Below are 23115 nucleotides of genomic sequence, written 5' to 3' on the forward strand. Positions count from 1 at the left end.
GATGCAAGTGAGTCAGCTAGGATGCAAGTGAGTTAGCTAGGATGCAATGAGTCGCTAGGGTTTTGGTGAACCCACTAGGAAATCTGTAGCTAATAAGAAGTAGAAGAATAAGCCAGCTCATGTAAGAGAGCAGTATATTTCCCTTCCCGTGCGGGAGAAGTGGTGAAGCTAAGTACCTACTAGCTAAACTAAAGAATAATCTGGGGATATTTGCTAATTTCAAGGAAGGTTGCCACATATGCGAAGTTCATTTTAATTTGGTGTTGTCATATGACCGCAAGGAGAGCGGTACTGGCTTTTATTCTTTTACTAATACCGCTTCTATTTGTCATTTCACATTACTTCTTTTCTTATAAGGTTAGCGTACAATTTGTTTTTGATAGATAAGGCTATCTCTAAATGTATATAAACTTAGGTGATAGCTACAGGGAGAGAAAAGCCGAGATAAATTCAGCTTTTCAAACGAGGCATTATTTGTGTGATGTTCTTGCTTTGTGGTCGGCGCGACTGTTTTGCTTTTGACTACGCGGTTTTGGCTTGGCAGGTTGCTTAGTATTGTGCGTAGAGTTGTCGGCTGCTGGTTTTGGTCTGCGCGATGGCCGGTTTTTTTTGACTGAGCTTTTAGTCTTTACAGGATCTTTTGACTTGGCCAACTGCTGCGCACTGTCTGTGTCATTTTGCTGCTTTTTTTTGGGCTTTTTTGGTTTTTTGGGTTTAATGGGCCTTGTATCTAATGCTTTCTCAGGCACAGGGTTTTGAGGTGTAAACCCAGGTTCTTCTGCTCTAGGGATGAGTGCGCCAATAAAGCGTTCAATGCCATACAGGTCATCAGCATCTGCAAGTGTTACAAATGACACAGCTACACCCTCTGCACCTGCACGACCGGTACGCCCAATTCTGTGTACATAGTCTTCATAAGTGTTAGGTAAATCGTAATTGACTACATAGGGAAGCTCACTGATATCAAGACCACGAGCCACAATATCGGTGGCAACAAGCACATTGATTTCACCTGTTTTAAAGCCGGTTAATGCTTTTACCCTTGCGCCTTGGGATTTATTACCGTGTATTGCTGCTGCACTGATATGATTTTTCTCAAGATAAGTAACTAAGCGATTCGCACCGTGTTTAGTACGACAAAAAACCAAGACCTGCTGCCACTTTTTATGTAAAACGAAATGACTTAATAGCTTGTTTTTTTGTGATTTATCGAGAGCATATGCGCTTTGAATTACCGTTTTGGCAGCAGTGTTTTCTGCGGCAACAGAAATCTCAACAGGGGCTGCAAAGAGTGTTTTTGCCAATGCGCGAATTGGGTCAGAAAAAGTAGCGGAAAAAAGTAAGTTTTGACGTTTTTTAGGTAACAGGCTGATTATTTTCTTTAAATCATGAATAAAGCCCATATCTAGCATACGGTCCGCTTCGTCTAAGACTAGTGTCGTGAGCTCTGTGAATTTCACCGCATTTTGTTGGTATAGATCCAGTAGCCTACCCGGTGTCGCAATTAAGATATCTACGCCTTTTCTCAAGCGCATCATCTGTGGGTTTATTTTCACCCCACCATATACAACCGTGCTACGAATTCTAGTACCTGCGCTATAAGTTTCTACGCTCTCGGCTATCTGAATCGCGAGTTCTCGTGTTGGCGCTAAGACTAACACGCGAGCTTGATTAGCATGAGGCTGTTGAGAGGCTAACAGTTTTTCGATTAAAGGTAAGGTAAACGCGGCTGTTTTACCTGTGCCTGTTTGCGCGGCTGCCATGACATCCTCACCCGTTAGAACGGCTGGGATTGCTTGCTGTTGGATTGGAGTCGGTGATTGATACCCTTTAGACTGAAGTGTATCTAACAGTACTTGAGATAGCCCAAGTTGGGAAAAATTCATGCAAGTTCTCTTCTGTTTGGCCAAAGTGCAGCTCGGCCTTTGCTTTAATCTTGTGTTGAGCGACAGTAACATCGCAAGTTAGCGATGATAGCAGAGAAGCGGGTATCTGCCGAATGAATTGTGATATGGCTAAGCATGGGTGAAAGACTAATTTTCGTTAAAAATGCTGTGATCTTGATGCCTTTATCTATACTTGCAAGTGACATGGATGATAGGGGGTAAGCGTGGACATAACACATCGTCATTATGCTGGGCTGTTGCAAGGACTTGTGGTGTTACTTGGATTTAGCTTAACTGGATTTTTAGGTTATGCCTTATACGCGGATCAACAGCGTTTAATTACCCAAGAATTTAACCAAGAATACCTTTTGCGTGTCGACTCCTTTAGGCAGAATGTACTGAATCGCTTAACAACATTACATAGCTTGGCTGTGTTGTTTGAAACTCAGCCAAATGTAACTAAGCCTTTATTTAAAAAGGTTGCTGCGGAGCTCATCGCGCATCACCCTGGAATTCAGGCGTTGGAGTGGGCACCAAGGGTGGAGCATGTAAATCGTTTGCCGTTTGAGGAAGATGGTCTAAAACACCACTCTCACTTTTCAATCACGGAACGACACCCCTCAGGTACTATGCAGTACGCAACAGAGCGGTCAGAATATTATCCAATTCAGTTTGTAGAGCCGATTTACAATAATGAGATTGTACTGGGGTTTGATTTATTATCTGACTCACACAGGAAATCCACTATTCAGGCTTCAAGAGATCTCGCTCTACCGCTTGCCACATCAAGTCTTAAATTGGTTCAAGACCCCAAAGGACACAGTGCATTTTTAGCGATGCGGCCGGTGTATCTTGATAGGCCGGTTACCGTGCTTGAAAAAAGAGAGCACATTCTCGGTTTTGTTATCGGGGTATTTAAAGTACAGGCTTTGCTTGCACAGTCCAAGCTTGGTAAAAATGAGGGCGATATTGCTTTTACAATTAAGGATGTGACTGAACAAACGCATCAAGAGTTACATGTAGATGGAACATTAGAGACGGGTATACCGCCAGTTATTGTTTGGATTGAATTGTGGGGGCGAGACTGGCAAATAAGCGCAACGCCCTCTTCTCAATTTATCGCAAGTCGCACTTCAGCAATGCCTTATATCGTGTTGGTTATTGGTTTTTTATCGACGATCCTGACGGTGCTATATGTTCGCTTGTTATATCGTAAGCAACTGGCCATAGCGCAAGCTGTAAGAGCAAAAACATATGAGCTCGACAAGGCTAATGCGCAATTGCAGGTACTCACGCAAGTGGATGGCTTAACACAGGTTTCGAATCGACGTTTTTTCGACTTACAGCTGCAAAAGGAGTTTCGCCGAGCTGCGCGTATTGCGAGTCCCATCAGTTTGCTGGTGGTTGATATTGATTATTTTAAAGAATATAACGACCGCTATGGGCACATAATGGGAGATGAATGCCTTCGCAGTGTTGCGCAAGCCTTGAATGCTCTGGCAAAGCGTCCCTGTGATGTGTTTGCACGTATTGGTGGTGAAGAATTTGTCTTTATTTTGCCAGATACAGAGCGAGTAGATTCGCTCTGTGACCAATGCTTAGAGGTCGTTCAAGGGCTAAAAATAAGACATGAAGGATCTGATGCGTCGAAGTTTGTGTCTGTCAGTATCGGTGGTGCAGTGATGCGCCCGAGTAGTCATGAAAGTGCCGAAATTGCGTTGAATCATGCTGATCGAGCAATGTATACGGCCAAAGAAAATGGCCGTAATTGCGCGCATATCGTTAATTTGGTTAAACCTAACTCTCCACAGGTACCGATGAGTATTGTTGATTAGTATGTTGCATACTTGGGTTGTGTGCTATCCATGTGATGATTAATAAGTTACAAATAAACCAAATGTCTTTGATAATAAACTGTCCTGTGCCTGTTAGCAGCGTGGTTGCACTGAGTGCTCCCGGAGTTGTGAATAGGAAAGTTTGTGTCATGATAAAGACCGCACCGCAGCCAAGAATGGCAATGTTCACTAATACCTTGCTTTGATGAGCCAACGCGATTGCGAGTAATCCCGCGATAAATAAGTCGTAGATGCCAATGACGTTTGATGCCGTTTGTAGAGACATCAAGTCATACATCCATGACATAAATGGCGAGTGATTTACTAGCGCCTCAATTCCTTTAGCTTCAAATTCAAAAAACTTCATGCTGCCTATCCACACAAGTACGAGTGCGACAGGGAAAAAGTTGAACCAGAGATGTTGATTATCAGTCAATTTATCACGTAAAAATAGATAAGCTGCAATAGGCAATAGCGCGAAATATTTGATGATCCCTTGTCCGGAGCCAATAACAGGAAATCCACCAAGGGAAGATATCCAGCGGGTTTCAGAAAATAAAGAGAGTAAAAATAGAGCGCTAAGCACAAATAATCCGATGCCAGCTGCTTTTTTTAGCACTGAGTGCTGAAAGATAAGCATTGCGCTAATTATCACAATCACGCCACCGAGTAATTGTGCCGCGTGCATCTGTGATAAAATGCTGTCTAAGAAATAAAGCTGTGTAATGGCGTGCACATAGCGATCGTTGCCGCCTAGCATCATTGATAACCCGAAAATAAATAAGCTAAAAGCCAATGAACCGGTCACCAAATTTATAAGCATTTTATGTTGCATATGAACTCCAAGAATATGAACTATTCTTAAAGACCGCATCAAGTGGATATATATTTCAATTGTCGTGAAGTAAAACACATCCTCAGTAGTATTTTTCAATGCGAATACAGTTTTACTTATTGATACTAGGGAGAGTGAATAGCTTGAGTACTTTGGGCTTGGGTCAATATGGCTTGGTATTCACCGCTCGCTTTGATTTTTTGCATTCCCTCATTAAAGGTTTTTAACAATTCTATTGACCCGTCTTTGTCTTTTGGAAATAACAGGTGCAGTGTCCCTGTCATGAGCGGCGTAGTGTGGTAACTGAGCAGATGTTTTTTATCTGGGTAGTTTTGTTCTAACAAATAGGTTGCAGGCAGTAATCCCATGGGGAAAAGGTCAATTCTCCCTTTGAGTAGCATTGAGAGGTTTTGCTCATCTCGGGTCATGACATTGATATCTAAGAAACCGGTATTTGCCAATTGCCAAAACTCTTGTGTATAACTGTAGCCCCGAGTTGCGCCGATGCGGTATTTATCTAGCTCCGGCAGGGAACGCCAAGGAGGAACGGGATTATTTTTATTGTAAAAAAACACTGCGGTCTCTTCATACAATGCTGTACTACAAAAATAATCTTGTTGCCTCTTATCCGTGCAAAACCAAAATGCAGATGCATCATAGTTGATCTTTTCGGACTCTTTAAAGCTGCGGGCCCATGGCATAAAGACAAATTTGACCTGAATATTTTGTTTAGCGAAGGCTTTTCGAAGGATTTGTGGGACTAGCCCTTGGTGCGCTAAGCTTTTTCCAGAGTAGGGCGGATACTCACCAATCGTAATCGTCAGGGTGCGCGCATGGAGTGAATGACTCAGTACTAAAAAAACCAGATTTAAAAATAGTACTGTGAAAACTGAGAACTTGGTCGTTGTCATAAGCGTTGACACTATGTATTCGAGTCTGTGGTAGCCAGAGCTTCCATTAACTCTTGCTGATTAAACGGCTTGGTTAAATACCCATTTGCACCCAGTTCAAGGCATTTTTGTTGTGTGGCTTCGTAAGCATCAGCTGACAGCATGATGATCCGAGTAGATTCTGACATTGACATCGTCTTGAGCAAAGCGAGTACTTCATAGCCATTCATTTTTGGCATATTGATATCGAGTAAAATGAGATCAAAAGGCGGCGAGTTATTAATAACTTGTAGCGCTTCATAGCCATCAGATGCTTGCTCTATGTCGGTACAAAATGTCGAGAGCATTTTATTGGTGATAACGAGATTGAGTGCGTTGTCATCAACCACCAAAACACGGTCAATATCGGGAATGTGTACCTTGGTTGCGATGGGCTCTGGCTCGCTGTGTTGTTTGATGATTTCCACAGGTATTGAGATAGAGACTTGGGTGCCCACACCAAGCTGGGATTCAAAGGTAAGTTGATAATCGAGTAACTCACAGAGTTGAGAGACAACCTCCAGTCCCAACCCGCTGCCGCTGACCATGCCTTCATAAGAGTTGTCTTCTTGGGTATACGCTTGAAATATCGCATCGACATCTTTAATGCCAACACCCGTGTCGATGACAGAGACTGTGCATGTTTGCGCTGTGATCGCCGCGCTGATGGTCACCGAACCTGACTTAGTATATTTGATTGCATTGCTGACTAGGTTACTCAAAACTTGGGTAAGTCGTACTTTATCTGTTTTAACATAAACATGAGTGAGGTTGTGTGTCTCTACATTGAGAGTTAATTGCTTTTCATTTGCCGCAGCATCGTACAGTTCGTGAATATGGCTGAATACATTGTCTAGCGAGACCTTTTCGATGCTGGTGGAGAGTTTTTCAGCGTCTAGTTTAGACAGCGTGAGTATATCATTGAGAAGAGACTGCAACTGTTCGCCACAGCTCAATATGGTACTGATATCTTGTGCTATTTTTTCATTGCCCACAGCGCTTTTCAAAGTACCAGCAATACCTAAGATGCCAAAAAGGGGGGTGCGGATTTCATGTGACATCCGCGCAAAAAACTGCTCTCGGGCTTCGAGTTCCTCAATAGCCCGACGTTCACTTTCTTTAAATTCAGTGATATCGATGTGAGAGCCAATCATGCGAGTTGGGTGGCCATCCGGCTCTCTGATTATTAATCCTTTGCACCGTATCCATATTGTTTTGCCAGTAGCGTGGGTATACCTGACTACTTGATCATAAGGATGGCTGGGATCTGCTTTGTGTTTTTCGAAGTTTTCAAGGGCTTGTTGGAGGTCGTCTTGATTGATGATTTTGTGCCACTCGCTGACCTCGTGTTTTTTGGTATTGGGGTCGTAACCAAGTGTTTGCCATAATTTGGGGCTCATCCATTCTTGTTCTGGGTTATCTAGATCCCAGTACCAGAGACCATCCAAAGACGATTCAACCACAAAGTCGAAAATCTCTGGGTGTTCTTTTAGCTTCGCGTACAGTTCCTTTTCCAGTCTGTGCACAAAGTATCCTCCAAAATTAGGCTAGTAGCATAGTTAAGTATAGTCATTACAGACATGGGTGCAGATTTTATGTACAGTGAAGTTCTGCATTCTGACGTTATGGGTTATTGAAAAGCGACTTTGAAAAGAGAATTGTGTAAAAATGACACATAAACTTCATTTTTCTCTTGTACAGTTTAATCAATTAAAGTATGCTGACCAACTTGCTTATGAAACTCACAAATATAAGCAGTAATATGTCTTACCTTGATCCAGTCAGTCATAGTTTTAAAGTTAGCGCCTTAATGCGTCTGTCTTGAAATTATCAATTGTACGACCATGTCATTATCATGGTTATAAATGTTGCCACCGAGTGTGGGCACTATTCAGCAGACCTTAATAAGGCATCATGTAAATAAATCTCTTTGTGTATTGTGCACGTAGAGATATTAATATTAAAAAATGAGCGTTTTATTATGTCTTACTTATACCAAGGACAGCAGGTGGCGATTACGTTACCGGTCCAATCAATTTCTATGCATAAATGCCGTATGGCAGTAAAGCATCAATCAGGCCTGAGTTACATCGACTTTGCAAACACCGCCGATGCAAAAGGCTTTTTAAACTGGCTGGGTAAAGCGAACTAACCCAGCTAAGCCTTACATTGCGCTTTTGCCACTAACCCATTCAATGCACTTCGTAAAGCATGTTCTGGCATAAAGCCAATGTGGTAGGTCACTAATACTCCCTCGCTATCTAAAATAAACAATTGTGGAGCGCTTTTTACGGTCAATGACTGCGCCAATTTATTAGGCAAGGTAGTGATGGGAAAGTGACTTTGATAGCGTTTCATGGCCCTTTTTAGAGTGTGTCTGTCGCCCCCTGTTGCCATCATCATTACGGCCAACTTATGGCAGTTTTTTGGCTGTTGCTCAACGAGCTGAGCGAGCAATTTATATTGCTTTTTACACCAGTTACAATCAGGTTGTACAAGCATGATTGCAAGCACTTGACCTTGGTAGATTGATAAGCTGCTAGGTGCATTTTGTGTGATTGGGGTCAGATTTAACTGGTAAAAAGGGCTCATGGCCGCAGCGCCACAAGGCGCTGCAAGTAACAGCCAAAGTATTGAGACTGGTTTAAAAGTCATAGTCAAAGCCAAGATATGCTTGTCTGCCTCTAAGCGGTGCATAAATATAGGTGACGTCATATCCCCCCTCGTTGTCAAACAACAGTGGAGACTCGTCATCAGCTGCTTGATTGTAATCTAGCGCATTATTCATACCTGCATATAGCTTAATATTACTTGTCAGTGCATAGGTGACTTTAAAATCTAGCAATCCATAACTAGAGACGTCAGTGGCTTTAGGTTGTTGTGCCTGCATATCATTGAAACCCTCATAGCCATAATCATTCAAGTCTCGGCTGGGCACAAATAGGTAATTGGCTGTAACGGTCCACGCGGCTTGCACAAACTCAAGATTGATACTGGCGCGTTTTTCGGTGGGTGCTATGCCAAAGGAGGACTTAAATTCATCATTGTACCTGTAAGTCTCAATACTGGCGCCAAGCTGAAGTTGCTCCAATAGTTGATAGCTCAATGCGAGATCCCAAGCCAACACATCAGCCTGTTCAGATAATTGGCCTAGTACAGGTGTACCAGTTTCGTTGTGAGACAGGGTGGCTAGATTATCGACTTGCGTATAGGCCAATGACAATGTTGCATTGAGTTTGTCTGCACTGTGGTTCAGTGAATAGTTATACCCGACAGATCGTTCGACATCATGCACAGCGACTAAGTAACCTTTTTCAGCATCTAATATCCCGTGATCGCTTTCGAAAAAAGACAATGGTGCGCGGTAGCCTTGACCTACAGATAACCGTGATGTCCAGTTTTCGTGGTGAAACCAGCGTATGTCCAGCCGTGGAGAAACTAAGGTTTCATCTATTTCGTTATCAGTGACTCGATTGGCGATAAAATCTGCGGTGATGCGGTCGAAGCGTACTGCTAAGGCCAGCTCAAAATCAATGGACGGGGTATAGGTTTCCTGAATATACAAACCTGATACGGTGTAATCAAAGCTGTCAGACATATAGAGTGGGTTGTTGGCTAGTGCTGCGCTGTGACTACGCATTTGCTCATCACGGTGATCGACTCCCAGGGTGATAAGGTGCTGATCATTCAGTGCATAATAGAGTTTGGCAGTGATAAATTGCATGTCATCTTTCGCAAAGTAATCAATACTTTCGTAGAAAGAGTCTTGAATATGCTCAACATTGGCATAGCTGATATCGACAGTGAGCTTGTCATTCACACTGTGTAGCAGTGATACTAACCACTCTTCTCTTTGTGTGTCTACCCACTCTGCCGTTTCCCAAGGGTGGCCGACATAACGACCATCGACTTGGTTATCGATGAACAAACGCTCAGCTTCTCCTTGATTGACACTGGCCAGCGTCTCGGCTATCGAGCTGGTGGTGTCGCCAAGTACTGGACCGCCAAACACTTCAGAGTCACTGCGTCCATAGCGCGCTTTGATGGTCGTGTCGAGTGATAAATCATGGGTAAGCGTGATGGCAATGGACTGATTGTCTAAAAGTGGAGATTCACTGACGCCATTGTGGTCGCCGTCAAATTGATCACGACTGTCTTGTTGCGCAATGGCACTGATGCTGCTGCGCTCATCTTCACTGACGCCCATAGCAACCATGGATACTTTTCTATACCCATGATTGCCGACCGCCATGTCTAGCTCAGCGGCATTTTTAGTTGGCTTTTGGGACACTAAATTAACCGTCCCGCCAATGGCTTCGGGCGCGGTCAATGATGCACCTGCACCGCGTGCAATTTCTATGGTGCCAATGCCAGATGTCGCGATGCTATCCATACCATAAAACCCAGATAACATGGTGTGCATGGGCACGCCATCGATCAATACATTGGTGTGCTCCCCCTTCATACCATTGATCATGATGCGTTTTGCGCCACACATTGAGCATTCGTTGGAGACTCGAATGCCGAGTGCCTTATCTATCGCCTCCGTTAAATTGGCAGCCTGCATATTTTTTAATTGCTCGGCATCTATCAGTTCTGTTCTAGCAATGCTGTCTTTTAATATGCCACGTGCTTGCAGCCGAGATTGCACACCTTGAACTTCAATATGCTCAAGTGCTGTTTTATCTGAAGTTGAAGTATTTGCGAATACGCCCGCAGAGCTAAATAGCAGACTAGTTATTAATGAAGGTGTTAGATAATTCACGATGTCTATTCACATGATAATGATTATCATTAATGTTAAGTGTTTATGTACCTTGAGCGCAAGTAATAATTTATTTTTTATCCTTGTAACCAGAAAGCGCTTGATAGGGTCTATTTGTTAGTAAAAACATATAAAAGCTAATTTTTTACAGGGCTGAAATTGGCGCAGGACTAAATTAGGCCCTAAATTTACTAAGCGGAAGTGACAAAAAGGTGAATAAATGAACTTTTTAGCGGGATTAACGATACGACAGCGACTTTCTGTCGGGTACGGCGCTATTTTGTGTTTGATGATCATATTAACAGGGATAGGCATTAAAGACGTTAACTTTATAGATGACACCTTGGCTCAAATGACGGATGTCAATTCGGTAAAACAGCGATATGCGATTAATTTTAGAGGCAGTGTGCATGACACCGCGATAGCTATTCGAGATGTGGCAATCGCCCGCTCTGACAATGATCTGCGCCAATTTGAACGTGAGATTGCTGAATTGGAGCGCTTTTATATTGAAGCTGAAAACAGCATGGCACAAATGAAATCCAAAGGGGTGCCGTTTAATGATAATGAAAGACGTATTTTAAAAAGTATTGAAGATATTAAAGTCACCACACGGCCTTTGGTGGCAAGGATTATTGAGAAAAAGCGGGCGGGTGAAAACGTCGACGAGGTGGTGCTTGAGCAAGCACGACCTGCTTTTATGACTTGGCTGGCGCGGATCAATGAATTTATCGACTATCAAGAAGAAGCAAACCAAATTGCCACGCCAGAGGCGCGTGCAGTCGCCGGTGGGTTTGGTCAGTTCATGGTCGGTGCAACCATACTGGCCATTGCGGTGAGTGTATTTATAGGGTTGATGATTGCGAAGAGTATTCGTGAAGCGCTGGGCGGTGAAGTACGCCAAGCTGAAAAGGCTTTGTCAGCCATTTCACAAGGGGATCTTACCCAGAGTATGTCCACTGACTACCCCAATAGCATGTTGTCTAAATTATTTGATATGAAATTACAGCTCACTGAAATTGTTTCCAAGATTGTGGGTGGATCAGCAGACTTAGCTGAGCAAGCTAAGGTTGTTTCTTCTGGCTCCGATGATATTTATGCCGCAGCGCAGCAGCAGGCTTCTTTAACGCAGCAGACTGTGGTGCGATTGGATCACTTACGCAGCAGCATTGATCATGTTAGTGAACTGACAGCCAGAACCGAGGAAAACTCTGAGTCTACGGTTGAGTTTGCAGACAAAGGTCGCGATGCCATTGCTGCCAGCGCCGCAGAAATTGTCCGTATTGCAGAGACGGTTAATGGCACAGTTGCACAGATCAAAAAGTTAGAAGCCAATACCGAGCAAATTGGTGGAATTGCCAACGTTATTAGTGGCATATCAGAGCAGACCAACTTGCTGGCATTGAATGCAGCGATAGAAGCGGCGCGAGCGGGTGAGTCTGGGCGCGGCTTTGCGGTGGTGGCGGATGAAGTAAGGCAGCTTGCTAAGCGCACCGGTGAGGCGACAGGTCAAATCGAGGCCATGATTGGTGAAATTCAAAAAGAAACCTCGGCTTCAGTTGAGGCGATGGAGCAAACTCAGCCTCAAGTTGAAAATGGCAAAGCACTTATCCAAGAGGCCACTGAGTTGTTGCAAAGCATCGATGCCCAAGCCAGTGATTCTCTTCAGCGAGTGAGGGAAGTCGTGCAAGCCAGTGCGGATCAAGTGGGGGCTATCTCGGAAGTATCTGAAGCGATGAACTCCATTGCGTCCATGTCGGACAATGCCATTGAAGTAACAGAGACCAACCGAAATGCAACACAAAAACTAGATGAACTATCAGCTGGTATGCGCAGTGCTATTAGCTTTTTTAAAGTGCGTTAGCACCCATGCTTTGGTAAAGCGTCATTGTTGTTCATTAGATTATTGTTCGTGAAAATACGTGTGGAGAAGCAAACGATATGTTTCAACTGGTATACATCAGCAAGGCTAAAAACCGGCTCGGTGAGCCCGAATTGCTTAAAATGATGGCGAATTTTCGGGCCCGTAATGCAGCCAATGAGATCACCGGCTTGCTCCTGTACGACGGTAAAGGCACGTTCATCCAATTATTAGAAGGTGAGGTGGATGCTGTGCAGGCATTATATTCATGTATTTGCCAAGATCCCCGTCATGAAAGGATCAACAAGTTACACGAGCAGACGGTTGAAAAACGCATGTTTTCACAGTGGCAAATGGGATTTAAGCGTCTTGATAAGTGTGACACCATTGAGCAAGAAGGCATGTCAGAGTTTTTAAATCAAGCAGATGGCTTTGAGTATTTGCAGCATCATCCAGAATTTTCAATTCAGCTTTTACACTATTTTAGACAGTGCTGAGAAGCTTGAAACTGCATAACTAAACCAAAAGGTGTTGATTATGAATCAACTAAAAATTACACACCGTATCTATTTAATGAGTGGTATTCAGCTGGCGATGCTGCTGTTGGTCAGTACCATAGCCTTGGTGCAAATGGCAAAAATAGGATACGAGCTAATTGATATTGCGGAAGAGGATATTCCACTCAATAACTTTCTTACGCAAATCACAGAGCATCAATTAGAGCAGGCCATTTTACTTGAGCGCATGCTTTTGTATAAATCATTGGCGGATAACGGCCATGCTGAATATGACAATAAAATAAGTCAGCTTGAGCAAAAGCTCATCACATCCGTGGATAAAGTAGGTAAAGAAATAAAAGAGACTCGGGCTTTTGCAACTGAAGCAATCACACTCGCGCACTCTCAAGAAGCGGCTAAAAAGTTTAAGCAGGTGCATCAAGAACTGGATGTGATAAGCAAGCATTATGCAAAGGTCAGCCTTGATATAAATGCGCTTTTGGGGCAATTATCGCAAAAACCACTCATTGAGTTGATGCCGCAGGTGAAGCTGATTGAGCAGGAAGAAGATCAATTAAAAGACGAGTTAATAGCCCTCCTTGCTGATGTTCAAGAATTTACCCAAAAAGCAACGCATCAAGCAGAGCATGATGAGATTTTAGCGATTAAGCTTATCTCCGTGACTGCGATTGTCGCTGTGGTGATTGCTATTATCGTCGCGATATTTATTGGCCGTTCTATCACGCAGCCGATTGAAGCACTGATTGTCAGGCTAAAATCGATAGCCGGTGGCGATGGCGATTTAACCGTGATGCTGGATGAGTCCGCGAAAGATGAAACGGGCATTATGGCCAAGGAATTCAATAAATTTGTCTCTGGACTGCGTGCAACCATTCAAAGTACCAATGAAGTCGTAAAAAGCTTGGGCAGCTCCTCTGAGCTGGCTATGAATGTGATGCGCCAAACAGAGCAAAGCGTGACGGAGCAGAAAAATCAAACGGAGATGGTCGCGTCTGCAGTGTATGAAATGACGACCACCACGCAGGATATGTCAAAAAGTACAGCGCATGCGGCTGAAGCCACTGCCAAGGTGCGCGAAAAAGTGAACTCAGGAAAAAGCATCGCAACGCAAACCAATCAAATTATTGAGAACCTAGTATCAGAGCTTAACCTGGCATCGGATGAAATAGGCGAGCTGGTGGAAGAGACCAATAATATCAGCTCAGTACTGGAAGCTATTCAAAGTATCTCTGAGCAAACGAATTTGTTAGCACTCAATGCGGCTATTGAAGCGGCAAGGGCGGGTGACAGTGGCCGTGGCTTTGCCGTCGTCGCGGATGAAGTACGCACGCTTGCGACGCGCACCCAGTCATCAACGGCAGATATTCAAGATTTATTAGATCGCTTAAAAACAGAAGCAAACAAAGTGGTGAGCAGTATGGAAAAGGGCAAAGCAAGTGCCCATAACTGCTATGAAAAAAGTGAAAAAACGCAACAAATGCTCGATGAGGCATCAGAGTCGATTGAACAAATTAATGACTTAAATACACAAATTGCGACGGCCACAGAAGAGCAATCTATGGTTGCAGTTGATATAGATAAAAACATTAATAATATTAATGATTTGGCAAAAGAAACAGCGCAAGGGGCAAGTGAAACGGCCGATGCTAATCATAATATTGCCAAACGCATTATTGATTTACACACTAACTTTAACCGTTTTGTGACCTAATACCTTAGCCTATTTATCGAGTTGTCATTTTATGTTCACTAACTGCTTTTTATAGTGATAAAACGCAGCGCAGGAGCAAATAAAATGAAAGACAGCAAAACGGGACATATTTTATTGGTGTGCATCATTTGCTTGATACTTGATCAAGGTACCAAGTGGTGGGCCAGCGACAGCCTAGTTGCTTGGCAGATGACTAGTTATTTGGGAGATGTGGTTCGCATAGGGTATACCGAAAACCTCGGCGTATTCCTGTCTTTGGGTGCTGAGTTATCACCTGCCCAGCGGATGGTGTTATTTGTTGGGATTATTGGATTATTTTTGCTGGTATTGCTTGGTTATATGATTAAAAGCCATGATTTGTCAAAACGACAATTGACGTCCCTTGCTTTGATATTTGCGGGTGGTTTGGGGAATTTACTCGATCGTATTTTCAATCAAGGCGCAGTGATTGATTTTATCAACCTTGGGGTCGGCACAGTGCGTACTGGGGTGTTTAATGTTGCTGATACCGTTATTTTGTTGGGGGCTATGATGATCATTGCGTGTACGCCTTTTCAGTTGGAGCAGCATAAATAGTATGTATAAAGCGTGAGTGCGAGTATGTCGTAAATATCCAATTTTACTATGTCCAATAGGCGTAAGCTCCTACATATCAAATAAACAGGAGCAATTTATGATATCTCAAAGCGAACTTTTTACACATTACTCATTTATACCATCTGCATTGGCGACATTGGGCGAGTCTGGGGAGCAAGTGCTCCCGGATGCCACAGTGCATTTGTTGCGCTTATATGTCTCGCAAATAAATGGCTGCCAATACTGCCAAATAATGCATACCGACGCCTTGCAAAATAGCGCACCTGCTGAGCAATTCGACCTATTGTTGTCGGCACTCTCTTCTTCTGATTTGTCATTACTGAGTGCATTTGATCAAGCTGTTTTACAGCTAGCAAACGCGGTGACAAAATCTTTGCCGTTTGATTTAGCAGCTAAATCACAGCAGCCATTAACACAGGCGCAGCAATTGGCTGCTGTCGGCTTAGCGCTTCAGATAAATAGTTGGAATCGTGTAGCGATTGGCTTTAACTTTTAACTTGTAGGGCAAGCTGAGCGAGGTCTGAAATGTTGTTATTGTGAGTTTGGTGAATACTCAATTGCGGCTGATGTTGCCAAGTATCGGCCCTGAGATCGCGGTAACACAACTCTACCTGACCAGAGCGCCAGTGCTCGTTTAACAATATATTCAGTTTTATGTAGTGATAAGGGCTGTTTTGTTGGTGCGGGCAGGGCTGTGCTTGCTGACCTAATAAATTAATCGCAATGGGGTGTGGATCTGAGGTATCGCGATAGTGAAATTCTCCGTTGAGGTGAAACATCAGCGCGTCCTTACGAGGTGATGACGAGAGTAATTTTGCACGTCCAGACAATGTTTTATCAGGTGTATAGACCAGCAATGACATCTGACACAGTGGTGACTGGTTTTGCTGGCCAATTAAGTAGTTGATCAAAAATAGGCCATTGATACCACATTGTGTCATTTGCATACCTGCGTCCATCCAATTGAAGAGAATCACACTGCTGATCATTTTGCAGTAGTGTGTTCTCAATCTAGTTTGCTAAAGGGGGTTATGCCATTACAGCGTATTACAGTTGATAGATTTGTGTATGTAAATACTCACTTACGATGAGTAAATAAAGATAAAAATAGCCGGTGCGGCAAAGCCAGCTAACACCAAAAAGCCCCGAGGACCAAAAACACCACGCTTTCCTTTCACCATAAACAGGGCAGAGATGGCCAAATAAATGAGTAAAACTGCATAGAAATCAGAAAACCACATCCATGCAGATCGGGCTTCATTGAGGTGTAAAAAGTTAAGTTGCCGTAGTAAAAAACGTGGTTTCACTTGCTCAACTAACACTTCATTTTTTTGGGGATATAGGTAGAGTGTTGTATCTTTCTCTAAAAATAGCTTGTAAGTTGCTTGATCTTGCCAGAAGCGCGCTTTTATTTTGTCCCTTACCTGCAGCGTGGTTAACAGTGTTGTCTCAAAGTCGTCGGATTCTATGTTTACCCCAGAGAGCGGTATGGCATGGCTGGTACGGGTGACCTGATAGTTAGAGTTAAACTGATGAATATGATTCAGCGCGATCCCTGAAATAGCAAACACCAAAGTCATACCAATACAAAAATAGCCGATGTCTCGATGCAGGCTGCGATTGAGTTTAAACCATGACATGGCGTGATTTAATCTTCAATGGTGACAGCAACGGGTGTAAAGAGATGCAGCACTTGGGGCGTGTCAACGGGACCAAGGTTTTGTGCTTTGCGCCTTTGATTGGTTTGCTCTAGGGTGAGGGGATGTACTTTTAAAGTACCCGTGGCAAACGCTGTTTTCCCTTGCGCTGTCATGGGAAAAACCATATCACCATCACGCACTTTGACGCGCAAAGTTTGAAATTTTTTGTCACTGGCCAATTGCATCCAACAACCACGTTTTTGGCATACACGTGTCACAGTCCCCTTAATCGTTGCGGGCTCTGTTGTATATCTTTGCGCGTTACTTAACAGCGTGGAAATGGGAGTTATCTTGCTCATATCCGCGCCGCCATTATACGTTTTAGCAAGCGCCGCTTGGCTAAACACCAGCGTACCGATCATCATTATTGGGGCCAGAACCGCTTTCATATCTTTTCCTTAATTTGAATGTATTAACTAGAACAATACGTTACGACAAAATTGACGATGTTGGAATATTGCTCACGCTATTTTCCTAGGTAAATAGTACCGATTTATTTATAACTTTTAGTTATTTGGTTATTGCTTTAAGCGCTTAGTTTAATTATTCTAGCGGCGCATTTCAAATGCGATTCATTATTATTATCATTTAAGGTGTATAAGGACATGAAATTTACACGCTCGGCGCTTTCTTTGGGTTTATTGTGTGCGTTAGGCACTGCAAAGGTGTTTGCAAACGCCGCGAAGCCCAGCAATATTGAAGATGTAATAGAAGTCCACGGACATAAATTGTCAGTGATTAACAAAGATGCAGCAGGATCTGTGACGGTTTTGGACAGCGAAGCCATGGCACGCCGTCAACAAGCGGAGTTGACGCAAATATTGCGTGAGATCCCCGGAGTTGAGTTAACTGGTAGCGCTGCGCCTTTGGCGGCTCAGCCCAGTATCCGTGGCCTGTACGGTGAACGGATCCATGTTTCTGTGGATAATGTTAAGCGAAAGATGGAATCAGATGGTGGCAGCAATCTCACCTCAATCAATAGTCTAGGTGTTGACCCGAGTCAGTTAAAGCAAGTGCAAGTGTTGCGTGGGGCTGACTCGCTAACGGTTGGTTCGGGTGCCATTGGCGGGAGCATTCGTTTAACGACCAAAGATGCCAGTGATTATTTAAATGGCGCTTATGGTTTTGGGTCCCATGTCACTGCGACGCATCAAAGCAATGGCGATAGCACGCAACTAACGGGCTCCTTATTTACGCTGTCAGAAGACATGGATACGGTGTTACACCTCAGCACCGTTCGTTTTTCGGATATTGACATTGTAGGGAGTACGGGGCTGGGCAGTGAAGAACAGCCAATCGCGGATGCTGCAAAACTAGATAAAATAAAAAATGATTCAGAGCGACAAAATATCGCGTTAAAAAATACCTGGTTTATTGATAAAGCGCATAGTGTGCAGAGTAAGATTGACTGGTCAAAAACACGTTCTGATGATCAGCCATATAACTTAAGTACACGTTTAGGATTGATGTATCCGACCTTGTCAAAAAACTTCAGCAATGATTATTTAGAAATTGCCTCGACTTATGTCTATCAGCCTGACAATCCGTATATCGATTTTGATGCGCAACTGGTGTATTCCGATAAGTCGTATGATGACTATACCCTAGGCTATATTGTGCGCCGAGGGCAGCAAATAGATTATTCAGGTAGTAAATTTGGTCATACCAAACGCTACGGCGCCCGCTTGGCTAACCTTTTTGATTTAAGTACATCATTTGACCATCAGGTTGCCATTGAATTTAACTATGACGTTGAGCAGTTTGATCAGTCTGAGTTCGATGAAAATCAGGTGAGAACCTCTGAATATGGTGAAAGTGATGCGCACAATATCTCGTTATCTGTCATCGACCAAGTGTCGCTTGTGGACGATGATATCTTGATCACAGCGGGTCTTCGCTATGATGGCTACAAGCGCAGTAGCGACGTGTATACCCAATATGATGATCATGATGATGACGCACTATCAAGTGAACTGGGTTTGACGTTAAAAGTCACAGATTATTTTAATTTTTATCTTAAATACGCTGAGGCATTTCGTGCTCCCAGTGTTCAAGAGCTTTATAAAAAGCGTGAATGGCGCTGTCATATTGGTGGCAAATTCTGCTACAACGAGCCTCAACCAGATTTAAAGCCAGAGGAGTCTGAAAACCTAGAAGGCGGATTTGGCATTTTTTTAGACACGCTCAGCTGGGGCGATAAATTTGAACTAAAGGCCCTTTATTTTGATAACAATATCAAAAACTTTATCGATAATGTGCCGTTTATGTATTATCTGGATGCCCAAGGAGTAAAGCAGCCTGGCGCACCTGGACCTAAGCCTGCTAATGGCGTGCCTGTCGCAACCCATAGGGATTATAGCGCTAAAAATATCGGTAAATTGGTGAGTCGCGGCTGGGAAGTTGAGATGCATTATGAACTGGGTAAATTCAGCGGTTATCTTGGATACTCTGCCATTGATATGAATGCCTATGGTGTACCTAACTTCTTTTTAGGGACCATTGAAACTGATAAGCAGCCCTACTCTGAGGCCCCTGCGGATAAGCTCAATTTAAATCTACAGTACACAGTATTAGAGAATGTGGATATTGGCGCACAGATGCTGGCATATCGTGCTCAAACTCGCTTAACAGAAGACTATCTTGAACGAGGTTATGGTACGGGGTCATATCAAGTTTACAATTTGACGGCTAAATATCAGGGCAGCGGTAGTTTATCTGATTTAGTTGTTCGCGCGGGCATTGATAATGTGACGGATGAGCGTTATGTGAGGGCGCCTGCCGGAGAAGCGAATGATCCAAGTGAGCTTGGTAGGAATTATAAATTAACGCTCAGTTATACTTTTTAAATGAATAGCAGGCTTACTTTAGGTGAGCCTGATCTGACTGTGTTAGTTTGCGCTCGCAGGAGGGTGAGAAGGGCGAGTGAGTACATAAGCCAGTACCGCAATTTCAATCACCGCGACTAACACCAGCACATACCATGGAGCGGCACTAAAACACAAAATAATGTATCCAATTAACATGCCTATCCCCGCGCCCCACTTTCCTTTTGGGGGAACCACTTGATACTCTCGCCAAGCAACTAGCGACGGGCCAAATTTGGGATGGGTAAGCAGCCAGTGTTCGAATTTGGGTGAAGAGCGAGAGAAGCACGCCAGTGCCAGAATAAAAAAAATGGTGGTGGGCATCACGGGCAGTGCCATACCAATAAAACCAAGGCCGACAAAAATGATCCCAGCAGCATGAAGCCAGAAACAGCGATTAAAAAGCTTTTTCATAATGAGCTGTTTCTCCTTTTTTCAAGTGTCGCTTAATTCGCAACTACGCAAGTTTGATTGGTAATTACATGTCAGTGCACAGGCGGTATTTTAACAGCAGATGCTTTTCCATTATAGACGAAAAATGCAGTAAATTATGCAAAAGAAGGGGAGAATTTGTCTGGAGAGACCATGAAAATAGTGTGTATTTTCATGGTCTTTTGAGCAAAATTAGAAGTAGTAACCGATGTTAATATTAAAGCGTCGCTCTACGTCATCACTTTGCCCTGATAGCGTGCCACCAACAAAAGGTTGGTTCTTTGCGTGCACTAAATCAATGTATGAAAAGATAGGGCCCGCTGTGACGGCCATGCCAGTGACATTCATCCACGAATTAGCAGAATCATCCGATTTGTTATAAATGGTGCCAAAATCATTGTACAGCTGCAGGTGCGTGATTGGGCCGTAGTTTACTGACAAGTTGTAGGCAATGTTTGCGCTTGTTGATGTCGCTTCTGTTGGCATAGTGTCATAAGTGGCATTGGCTGCGATAGCAATGCGTTGACTCGCGTCGATTTGATAGTCGTATTGACTGTGTTGGAATTGCAGGTTCCAGTTGCCAATATGACTGTTAATATGGAACGCCCAAGCATGGTAATCACCGGCGCTGTATTGACCATCGTGAAGACCACCTGATAGCGCTGATACACCAATCGCAGTTGATCCAGCAGTGTGATCTACATGATATGCGTAACGGGCAACAAAGGTGTTGTGTTCGCCAAGCTTAGCTGCCGGTTCATCATAAATGCCTTCGTCATTGGCGCGAACACCTACGATGTCGATGGAATATCTATCTTTACGGTCTTCCACATAACCGTCGACACCACCGAGCTCATCATTTTTGAAAAAGCCCAGATCTAGCTGCCAGTTATCTGCCACTTGTCTGCGCATCACCAAACCCATGTCGTAGTCGTCTTCCAGACCAAGATAATAATTGGGACTCATGAAAAAGCTGTGTGAGTTATATGGGTCGTTGCCAAAAGGCACTTGCGTTAAACCTAACTGCGCTTGCCATTGTGATGTGATGTCATAATCTAGATAAGCATATTTAACCGCCGTCATATAGTCGAAAAAGCGGATTTCCGCATTTAAGCCAATGTCAGCCACCTCACCTGAAAGGTTAAAGCGAAATACGTCAAAATCTAAGTCACCACCTCGGTTTTTAGTATCTTCATCGTATGAATTTGTCGAGTAGTTTACGCGTATCGCACCACCCACTTTTATGCCTGATTCTGCATCCGCTTCAACCGTATTTTCAGCAGTTTGATTAGCTTCTAATTGTTGAATTTTTTGCTCTAATTTTTCGAGCTGTTGTTTCAATTCACTAAGCTCATTATCGGCTGAAAATGCATGTGGTGCAGCGGCTAAAAGCGCGCCACTTAAGGCCAAAGCCTGTCCGGTACTTCTTGACATTGATTAGAATATCCAAGGGGTGAAAATTAACAAAGGCGCAAGACTAACGCACAATATTTATGTGTGCAAATTAGGGAAAATTGCAATTTTTTATGGTTTGTAATTGGATTGTATCGCAGCGGTGAAAAGGATTGGTTTTTGTCAGAGGTTTGCTTAAATTTTGTTATGTAAAAGTCAGCTTGCACAGCTTTATTTTTTGCGTTATTTACAATTTTGTGTTTCTTAATCAGTTGCTTATGTTCTTTTCTGTAAATAAATGGTCAACAGTGTTTAAGACATACTTTTTTCTATAAAAAAATTCCGCTTTTATTACTTTTTTCGGCCAAATAGGAATATTTGGCCATCACTAAAGGGGAAGTCTAAAAGTAATAACCAAAATTCAGGTTAAAGCGTCTTTGTGTATCATCGCTGTCTCCGGCGATAGAGCCACCAACGAAGGGCTGGTTTTTGGCATTCACAAAGTCCAAATAGGAGAAAAATGCGCCTGCGGACATAGAGACCCCAGTCACGTTCATCCAGGTATCGTGACTTTGGTCTGATTTATCATAAATGATGCCAAAGTCATTATAAAATTGTAGTGCATTGATGGGGCCCAATTTGACCTTCATGTTATAGGCGACATTGAAATTAGACATGGTCGCTTCTGCGGCGATTGAGTCATAGAATGCATAGGCACCCACCGCAATTCTATCTATGCCTGCGATGTCATAGTCATATTCACCATGTTGTAGTTGAAGATTCCATTTGCCAATATTGGCATTCAAATGCACTGCCCATGCTTGGTACTCGCCCGCTTTTTCTATGCCGTTATGTAAGTTGCCCATTAAACCGGAGACACCGAACTCCGTTGTGCCGCCTTTATGCTTAAAATGATAACCGTAGCGACCTGCGAAGGTATTGTATTCGCCAAGCGGTTGCGTTGGGTCATCATAAATCCCTTCTGCTTGAGGGCGCGCGCCGACGATGTCATATGAGTAGCGATCGCTGCGCGATTCAACATACCCATCTACGCCACCTAACTCATCATTTTTGAAAAAACCCAAATCGAGCTGCCAATTGTCTGCCAGTTTGCGTTTAAATAAGATGCCCATGTCATGGTCGTCTTCTAAGCCCACATAATAGGTTGTGCCAAAAAACCAACTGTGAGAATTATATGGCCAATTGCCAAATGGCACCTTGGTCATGCCAACTTGCGCTTGCCAGTCTTTGGCAAAATCATAATATAAGTAGGCATACTTCACGGCGGTCATATAATCAAAGTAACGCCACTCTGCGTTTAAACCAAAGCCACCGATATTGCCCGAAAAATTTAGTCTGAATACATCAAGCTCAAAATCCCCTCCGCGATTTTTATTATCATCATCATAAGATGTGTGACTGAGTGTGGTTCTGACTGCCCCTCCGACTTTAATACTGGGCGCCGATTTGCTGACTTTGGGCTTGCGTTTTTGCTCAGCTTCCAGCTTTTCTATTTTCTGCTGCAGTTTTTGCAGTTGCTGTTTTAACTCCGCAAGCTCAGAGTCATTGGCAACAGCGGGTGACGACAAGGCTAAAAACAACAGGGGGGCGCCAAGGTATTTACATTCTGTGAGTGGCATTGTGGCATATCCTTAAAAGCAGGCGTATCTGTCATAAAGAGTAGCTGAGTATTTCTGACTTGCCATTAACAAGACGCGGTTGTTATCAGAAATTTTTTAATCTTTTTGAATAGTTGAAGATCTAGAACTATATTTTTTGAATGCCCACAG

Annotated in this window: 20 protein-coding genes; 8 read left to right on the forward strand and 12 right to left on the reverse strand. The window is 43.4% G+C overall.

Annotated elements, in window-relative coordinates:
• Nucleotides 1-470 precede the first annotated feature (470 nt).
• On the reverse strand, nt 471-1886 hold the full coding sequence (locus tag N477_RS08675; RefSeq protein ID WP_063359950.1) for a DEAD/DEAH box helicase: 1416 nt from the start codon (nt 1884-1886) through the stop codon (nt 471-473).
• Nucleotides 1887-2110: 224 nt separating this feature from the next.
• On the opposite strand from N477_RS08675, the gene N477_RS08680 reads away from it, so the two are divergent.
• Complete coding sequence (locus N477_RS08680; RefSeq protein ID WP_063359951.1) at nt 2111-3721, forward strand: CHASE domain-containing protein; 1611 nt, start codon at nt 2111-2113, stop codon at nt 3719-3721.
• Here the strand turns inward: N477_RS08680 and N477_RS08685 are convergent.
• From N477_RS08685 to N477_RS08695, 3 genes are all read right to left on the reverse strand, one after another.
• Nucleotides 3684-4556 carry a DUF417 family protein gene (locus N477_RS08685; protein ID WP_063359952.1) on the reverse strand — a complete coding sequence of 291 codons (873 nt, stop codon included), beginning with the start codon at nt 4554-4556 and terminating at the stop codon, nt 3684-3686. The genes N477_RS08680 and N477_RS08685 overlap by 38 nt on opposite strands.
• Nucleotides 4557-4681: 125 nt before the next feature.
• On the reverse strand, nt 4682-5467 hold the full coding sequence (locus N477_RS08690) for a substrate-binding periplasmic protein (RefSeq protein ID WP_155731849.1): 786 nt from the start codon (nt 5465-5467) through the stop codon (nt 4682-4684).
• Between the two features lie 11 nt (nt 5468-5478).
• Nucleotides 5479-7011, reverse strand: a complete 1533-nt coding sequence (locus N477_RS08695) for a PAS domain-containing hybrid sensor histidine kinase/response regulator (protein ID WP_063359954.1) — start codon at nt 7009-7011, stop codon at nt 5479-5481.
• A 455-nt stretch (nt 7012-7466) separates the two neighbouring features.
• Here N477_RS08695 and N477_RS25985 point away from each other — a divergent pair, with 455 nt between their 5' ends.
• A complete protein-coding gene (locus tag N477_RS25985) occupies nt 7467-7637 on the forward strand; it encodes a hypothetical protein (protein WP_155401336.1) in 171 nt (56 codons plus the stop codon).
• Nucleotides 7638-7642: 5 nt separating this feature from the next.
• Here the strand turns inward: N477_RS25985 and N477_RS08700 are convergent, their stop codons facing one another.
• Together N477_RS08700 and N477_RS08705 are read right to left on the reverse strand one after the other, a co-directional pair.
• The gene (locus N477_RS08700) at nt 7643-8140 is read right to left on the reverse strand and encodes a TlpA family protein disulfide reductase (RefSeq protein WP_063359955.1); all 498 of its coding nucleotides are present in this window, start codon (nt 8138-8140) and stop codon (nt 7643-7645) included.
• Nucleotides 8130-10250 carry a TonB-dependent receptor plug domain-containing protein gene (locus tag N477_RS08705; RefSeq protein ID WP_063359956.1) on the reverse strand — a complete coding sequence of 707 codons (2121 nt, stop codon included), beginning with the start codon at nt 10248-10250 and terminating at the stop codon, nt 8130-8132. Before N477_RS08705 ends, N477_RS08700 begins: the two co-directional genes overlap by 11 nt.
• 220 nt (nt 10251-10470) lie before the next feature.
• Here N477_RS08705 and N477_RS08710 point away from each other — a divergent pair, with 220 nt between their 5' ends.
• The 5 genes from N477_RS08710 (at nt 10471) to N477_RS08730 (ending at nt 15433) form a co-directional block, all read left to right on the forward strand.
• On the forward strand, nt 10471-12114 hold the full coding sequence (locus tag N477_RS08710) for a methyl-accepting chemotaxis protein (RefSeq protein WP_063359957.1): 1644 nt from the start codon (nt 10471-10473) through the stop codon (nt 12112-12114).
• 77 nt (nt 12115-12191) lie between these two features.
• Complete coding sequence (locus N477_RS08715) at nt 12192-12608, forward strand: BLUF domain-containing protein (protein ID WP_063359958.1); 417 nt, start codon at nt 12192-12194, stop codon at nt 12606-12608.
• A 40-nt stretch (nt 12609-12648) separates the two neighbouring features.
• Nucleotides 12649-14340: a methyl-accepting chemotaxis protein gene (locus N477_RS08720; RefSeq protein ID WP_081216302.1), complete on the forward strand. Its 1692-nt coding sequence runs from the start codon at nt 12649-12651 to the stop codon at nt 14338-14340.
• A gap of 84 nt (nt 14341-14424) precedes the next feature.
• Complete coding sequence (gene lspA, locus N477_RS08725; protein WP_063359959.1) at nt 14425-14916, forward strand: signal peptidase II; 492 nt, start codon at nt 14425-14427, stop codon at nt 14914-14916.
• Between the two features lie 97 nt (nt 14917-15013).
• Nucleotides 15014-15433, forward strand: coding sequence for a carboxymuconolactone decarboxylase family protein (locus N477_RS08730; protein WP_063359960.1), 420 nt, complete (start codon nt 15014-15016; stop codon nt 15431-15433).
• Here the strand turns inward: N477_RS08730 and N477_RS08735 are convergent.
• The 3 genes from N477_RS08735 to N477_RS08745 form a co-directional block, all read right to left on the reverse strand.
• Entirely contained in the window at nt 15423-15884 is a 462-nt protein-coding gene (locus N477_RS08735) for a DUF1842 domain-containing protein (RefSeq protein ID WP_196760602.1), read from the reverse strand. The genes N477_RS08730 and N477_RS08735 overlap by 11 nt on opposite strands.
• A gap of 135 nt (nt 15885-16019) precedes the next feature.
• Nucleotides 16020-16577 (reverse strand): PepSY-associated TM helix domain-containing protein, encoded by a 558-nt coding sequence (locus tag N477_RS08740; RefSeq protein ID WP_063359962.1) that lies wholly within the window; start codon nt 16575-16577, stop codon nt 16020-16022.
• Between the two features lie 8 nt (nt 16578-16585).
• Nucleotides 16586-17026, reverse strand: coding sequence for a DUF4920 domain-containing protein (locus tag N477_RS08745; protein ID WP_063359963.1), 441 nt, complete (start codon nt 17024-17026; stop codon nt 16586-16588).
• Between the two features lie 216 nt (nt 17027-17242).
• Here N477_RS08745 and N477_RS08750 point away from each other — a divergent pair, with 216 nt between their 5' ends.
• Nucleotides 17243-19483, forward strand: a complete 2241-nt coding sequence (locus tag N477_RS08750; protein ID WP_063359964.1) for a TonB-dependent receptor domain-containing protein — start codon at nt 17243-17245, stop codon at nt 19481-19483.
• 42 nt (nt 19484-19525) lie between these two features.
• Here N477_RS08750 and N477_RS08755 read toward each other — a convergent pair whose 3' ends face one another.
• From N477_RS08755 to N477_RS08765, 3 genes are all read right to left on the reverse strand, one after another.
• Entirely contained in the window at nt 19526-19915 is a 390-nt protein-coding gene (locus N477_RS08755) for a YbaN family protein (protein ID WP_063359965.1), read from the reverse strand.
• Nucleotides 19916-20125: 210 nt separating this feature from the next.
• Entirely contained in the window at nt 20126-21367 is a 1242-nt protein-coding gene (locus N477_RS08760) for a hypothetical protein (RefSeq protein ID WP_063359966.1), read from the reverse strand.
• Nucleotides 21368-21726: 359 nt separating this feature from the next.
• The gene (locus N477_RS08765) at nt 21727-22965 is read right to left on the reverse strand and encodes a hypothetical protein (RefSeq protein WP_063359967.1); all 1239 of its coding nucleotides are present in this window, start codon (nt 22963-22965) and stop codon (nt 21727-21729) included.
• Nucleotides 22966-23115 lie beyond the last annotated feature (150 nt).

It is taken from the genome of Pseudoalteromonas luteoviolacea H33-S, assembly GCF_001625695.1.
GTDB lineage: Bacteria > Pseudomonadota > Gammaproteobacteria > Enterobacterales > Alteromonadaceae > Pseudoalteromonas > Pseudoalteromonas luteoviolacea_B.

Excerpts from the sequence above, each read along its gene's own strand:
- N477_RS08675 (WP_063359950.1), bottom strand. The coding sequence starts at position 1,886 with ATGAATTTTTCCCAACTTGGGCTATCTCAAGTACTGTTAGATACACTT.
- N477_RS08685 (WP_063359952.1), bottom strand. The coding sequence starts at position 4,556 with ATGCAACATAAAATGCTTATAAATTTGGTGACCGGTTCATTGGCTTTT.
- N477_RS08690 (WP_155731849.1), bottom strand. The coding sequence starts at position 5,467 with ATGACAACGACCAAGTTCTCAGTTTTCACAGTACTATTTTTAAATCTG.
- N477_RS25985 (WP_155401336.1), top strand. The coding sequence starts at position 7,467 with ATGTCTTACTTATACCAAGGACAGCAGGTGGCGATTACGTTACCGGTC.
- N477_RS08700 (WP_063359955.1), bottom strand. The coding sequence starts at position 8,140 with ATGACTTTTAAACCAGTCTCAATACTTTGGCTGTTACTTGCAGCGCCT.
- N477_RS08710 (WP_063359957.1), top strand. The coding sequence starts at position 10,471 with ATGAACTTTTTAGCGGGATTAACGATACGACAGCGACTTTCTGTCGGG.
- N477_RS08715 (WP_063359958.1), top strand. The coding sequence starts at position 12,192 with ATGTTTCAACTGGTATACATCAGCAAGGCTAAAAACCGGCTCGGTGAG.
- N477_RS08720 (WP_081216302.1), top strand. The coding sequence starts at position 12,649 with ATGAATCAACTAAAAATTACACACCGTATCTATTTAATGAGTGGTATT.
- lspA (WP_063359959.1), top strand. The coding sequence starts at position 14,425 with ATGAAAGACAGCAAAACGGGACATATTTTATTGGTGTGCATCATTTGC.
- N477_RS08730 (WP_063359960.1), top strand. The coding sequence starts at position 15,014 with ATGATATCTCAAAGCGAACTTTTTACACATTACTCATTTATACCATCT.
- N477_RS08735 (WP_196760602.1), bottom strand. The coding sequence starts at position 15,884 with ATGCAAATGACACAATGTGGTATCAATGGCCTATTTTTGATCAACTAC.
- N477_RS08740 (WP_063359962.1), bottom strand. The coding sequence starts at position 16,577 with ATGTCATGGTTTAAACTCAATCGCAGCCTGCATCGAGACATCGGCTAT.
- N477_RS08745 (WP_063359963.1), bottom strand. The coding sequence starts at position 17,026 with ATGAAAGCGGTTCTGGCCCCAATAATGATGATCGGTACGCTGGTGTTT.
- N477_RS08750 (WP_063359964.1), top strand. The coding sequence starts at position 17,243 with ATGAAATTTACACGCTCGGCGCTTTCTTTGGGTTTATTGTGTGCGTTA.
- N477_RS08755 (WP_063359965.1), bottom strand. The coding sequence starts at position 19,915 with ATGAAAAAGCTTTTTAATCGCTGTTTCTGGCTTCATGCTGCTGGGATC.
- N477_RS08760 (WP_063359966.1), bottom strand. The coding sequence starts at position 21,367 with ATGTCAAGAAGTACCGGACAGGCTTTGGCCTTAAGTGGCGCGCTTTTA.
- N477_RS08765 (WP_063359967.1), bottom strand. The coding sequence starts at position 22,965 with ATGCCACTCACAGAATGTAAATACCTTGGCGCCCCCCTGTTGTTTTTA.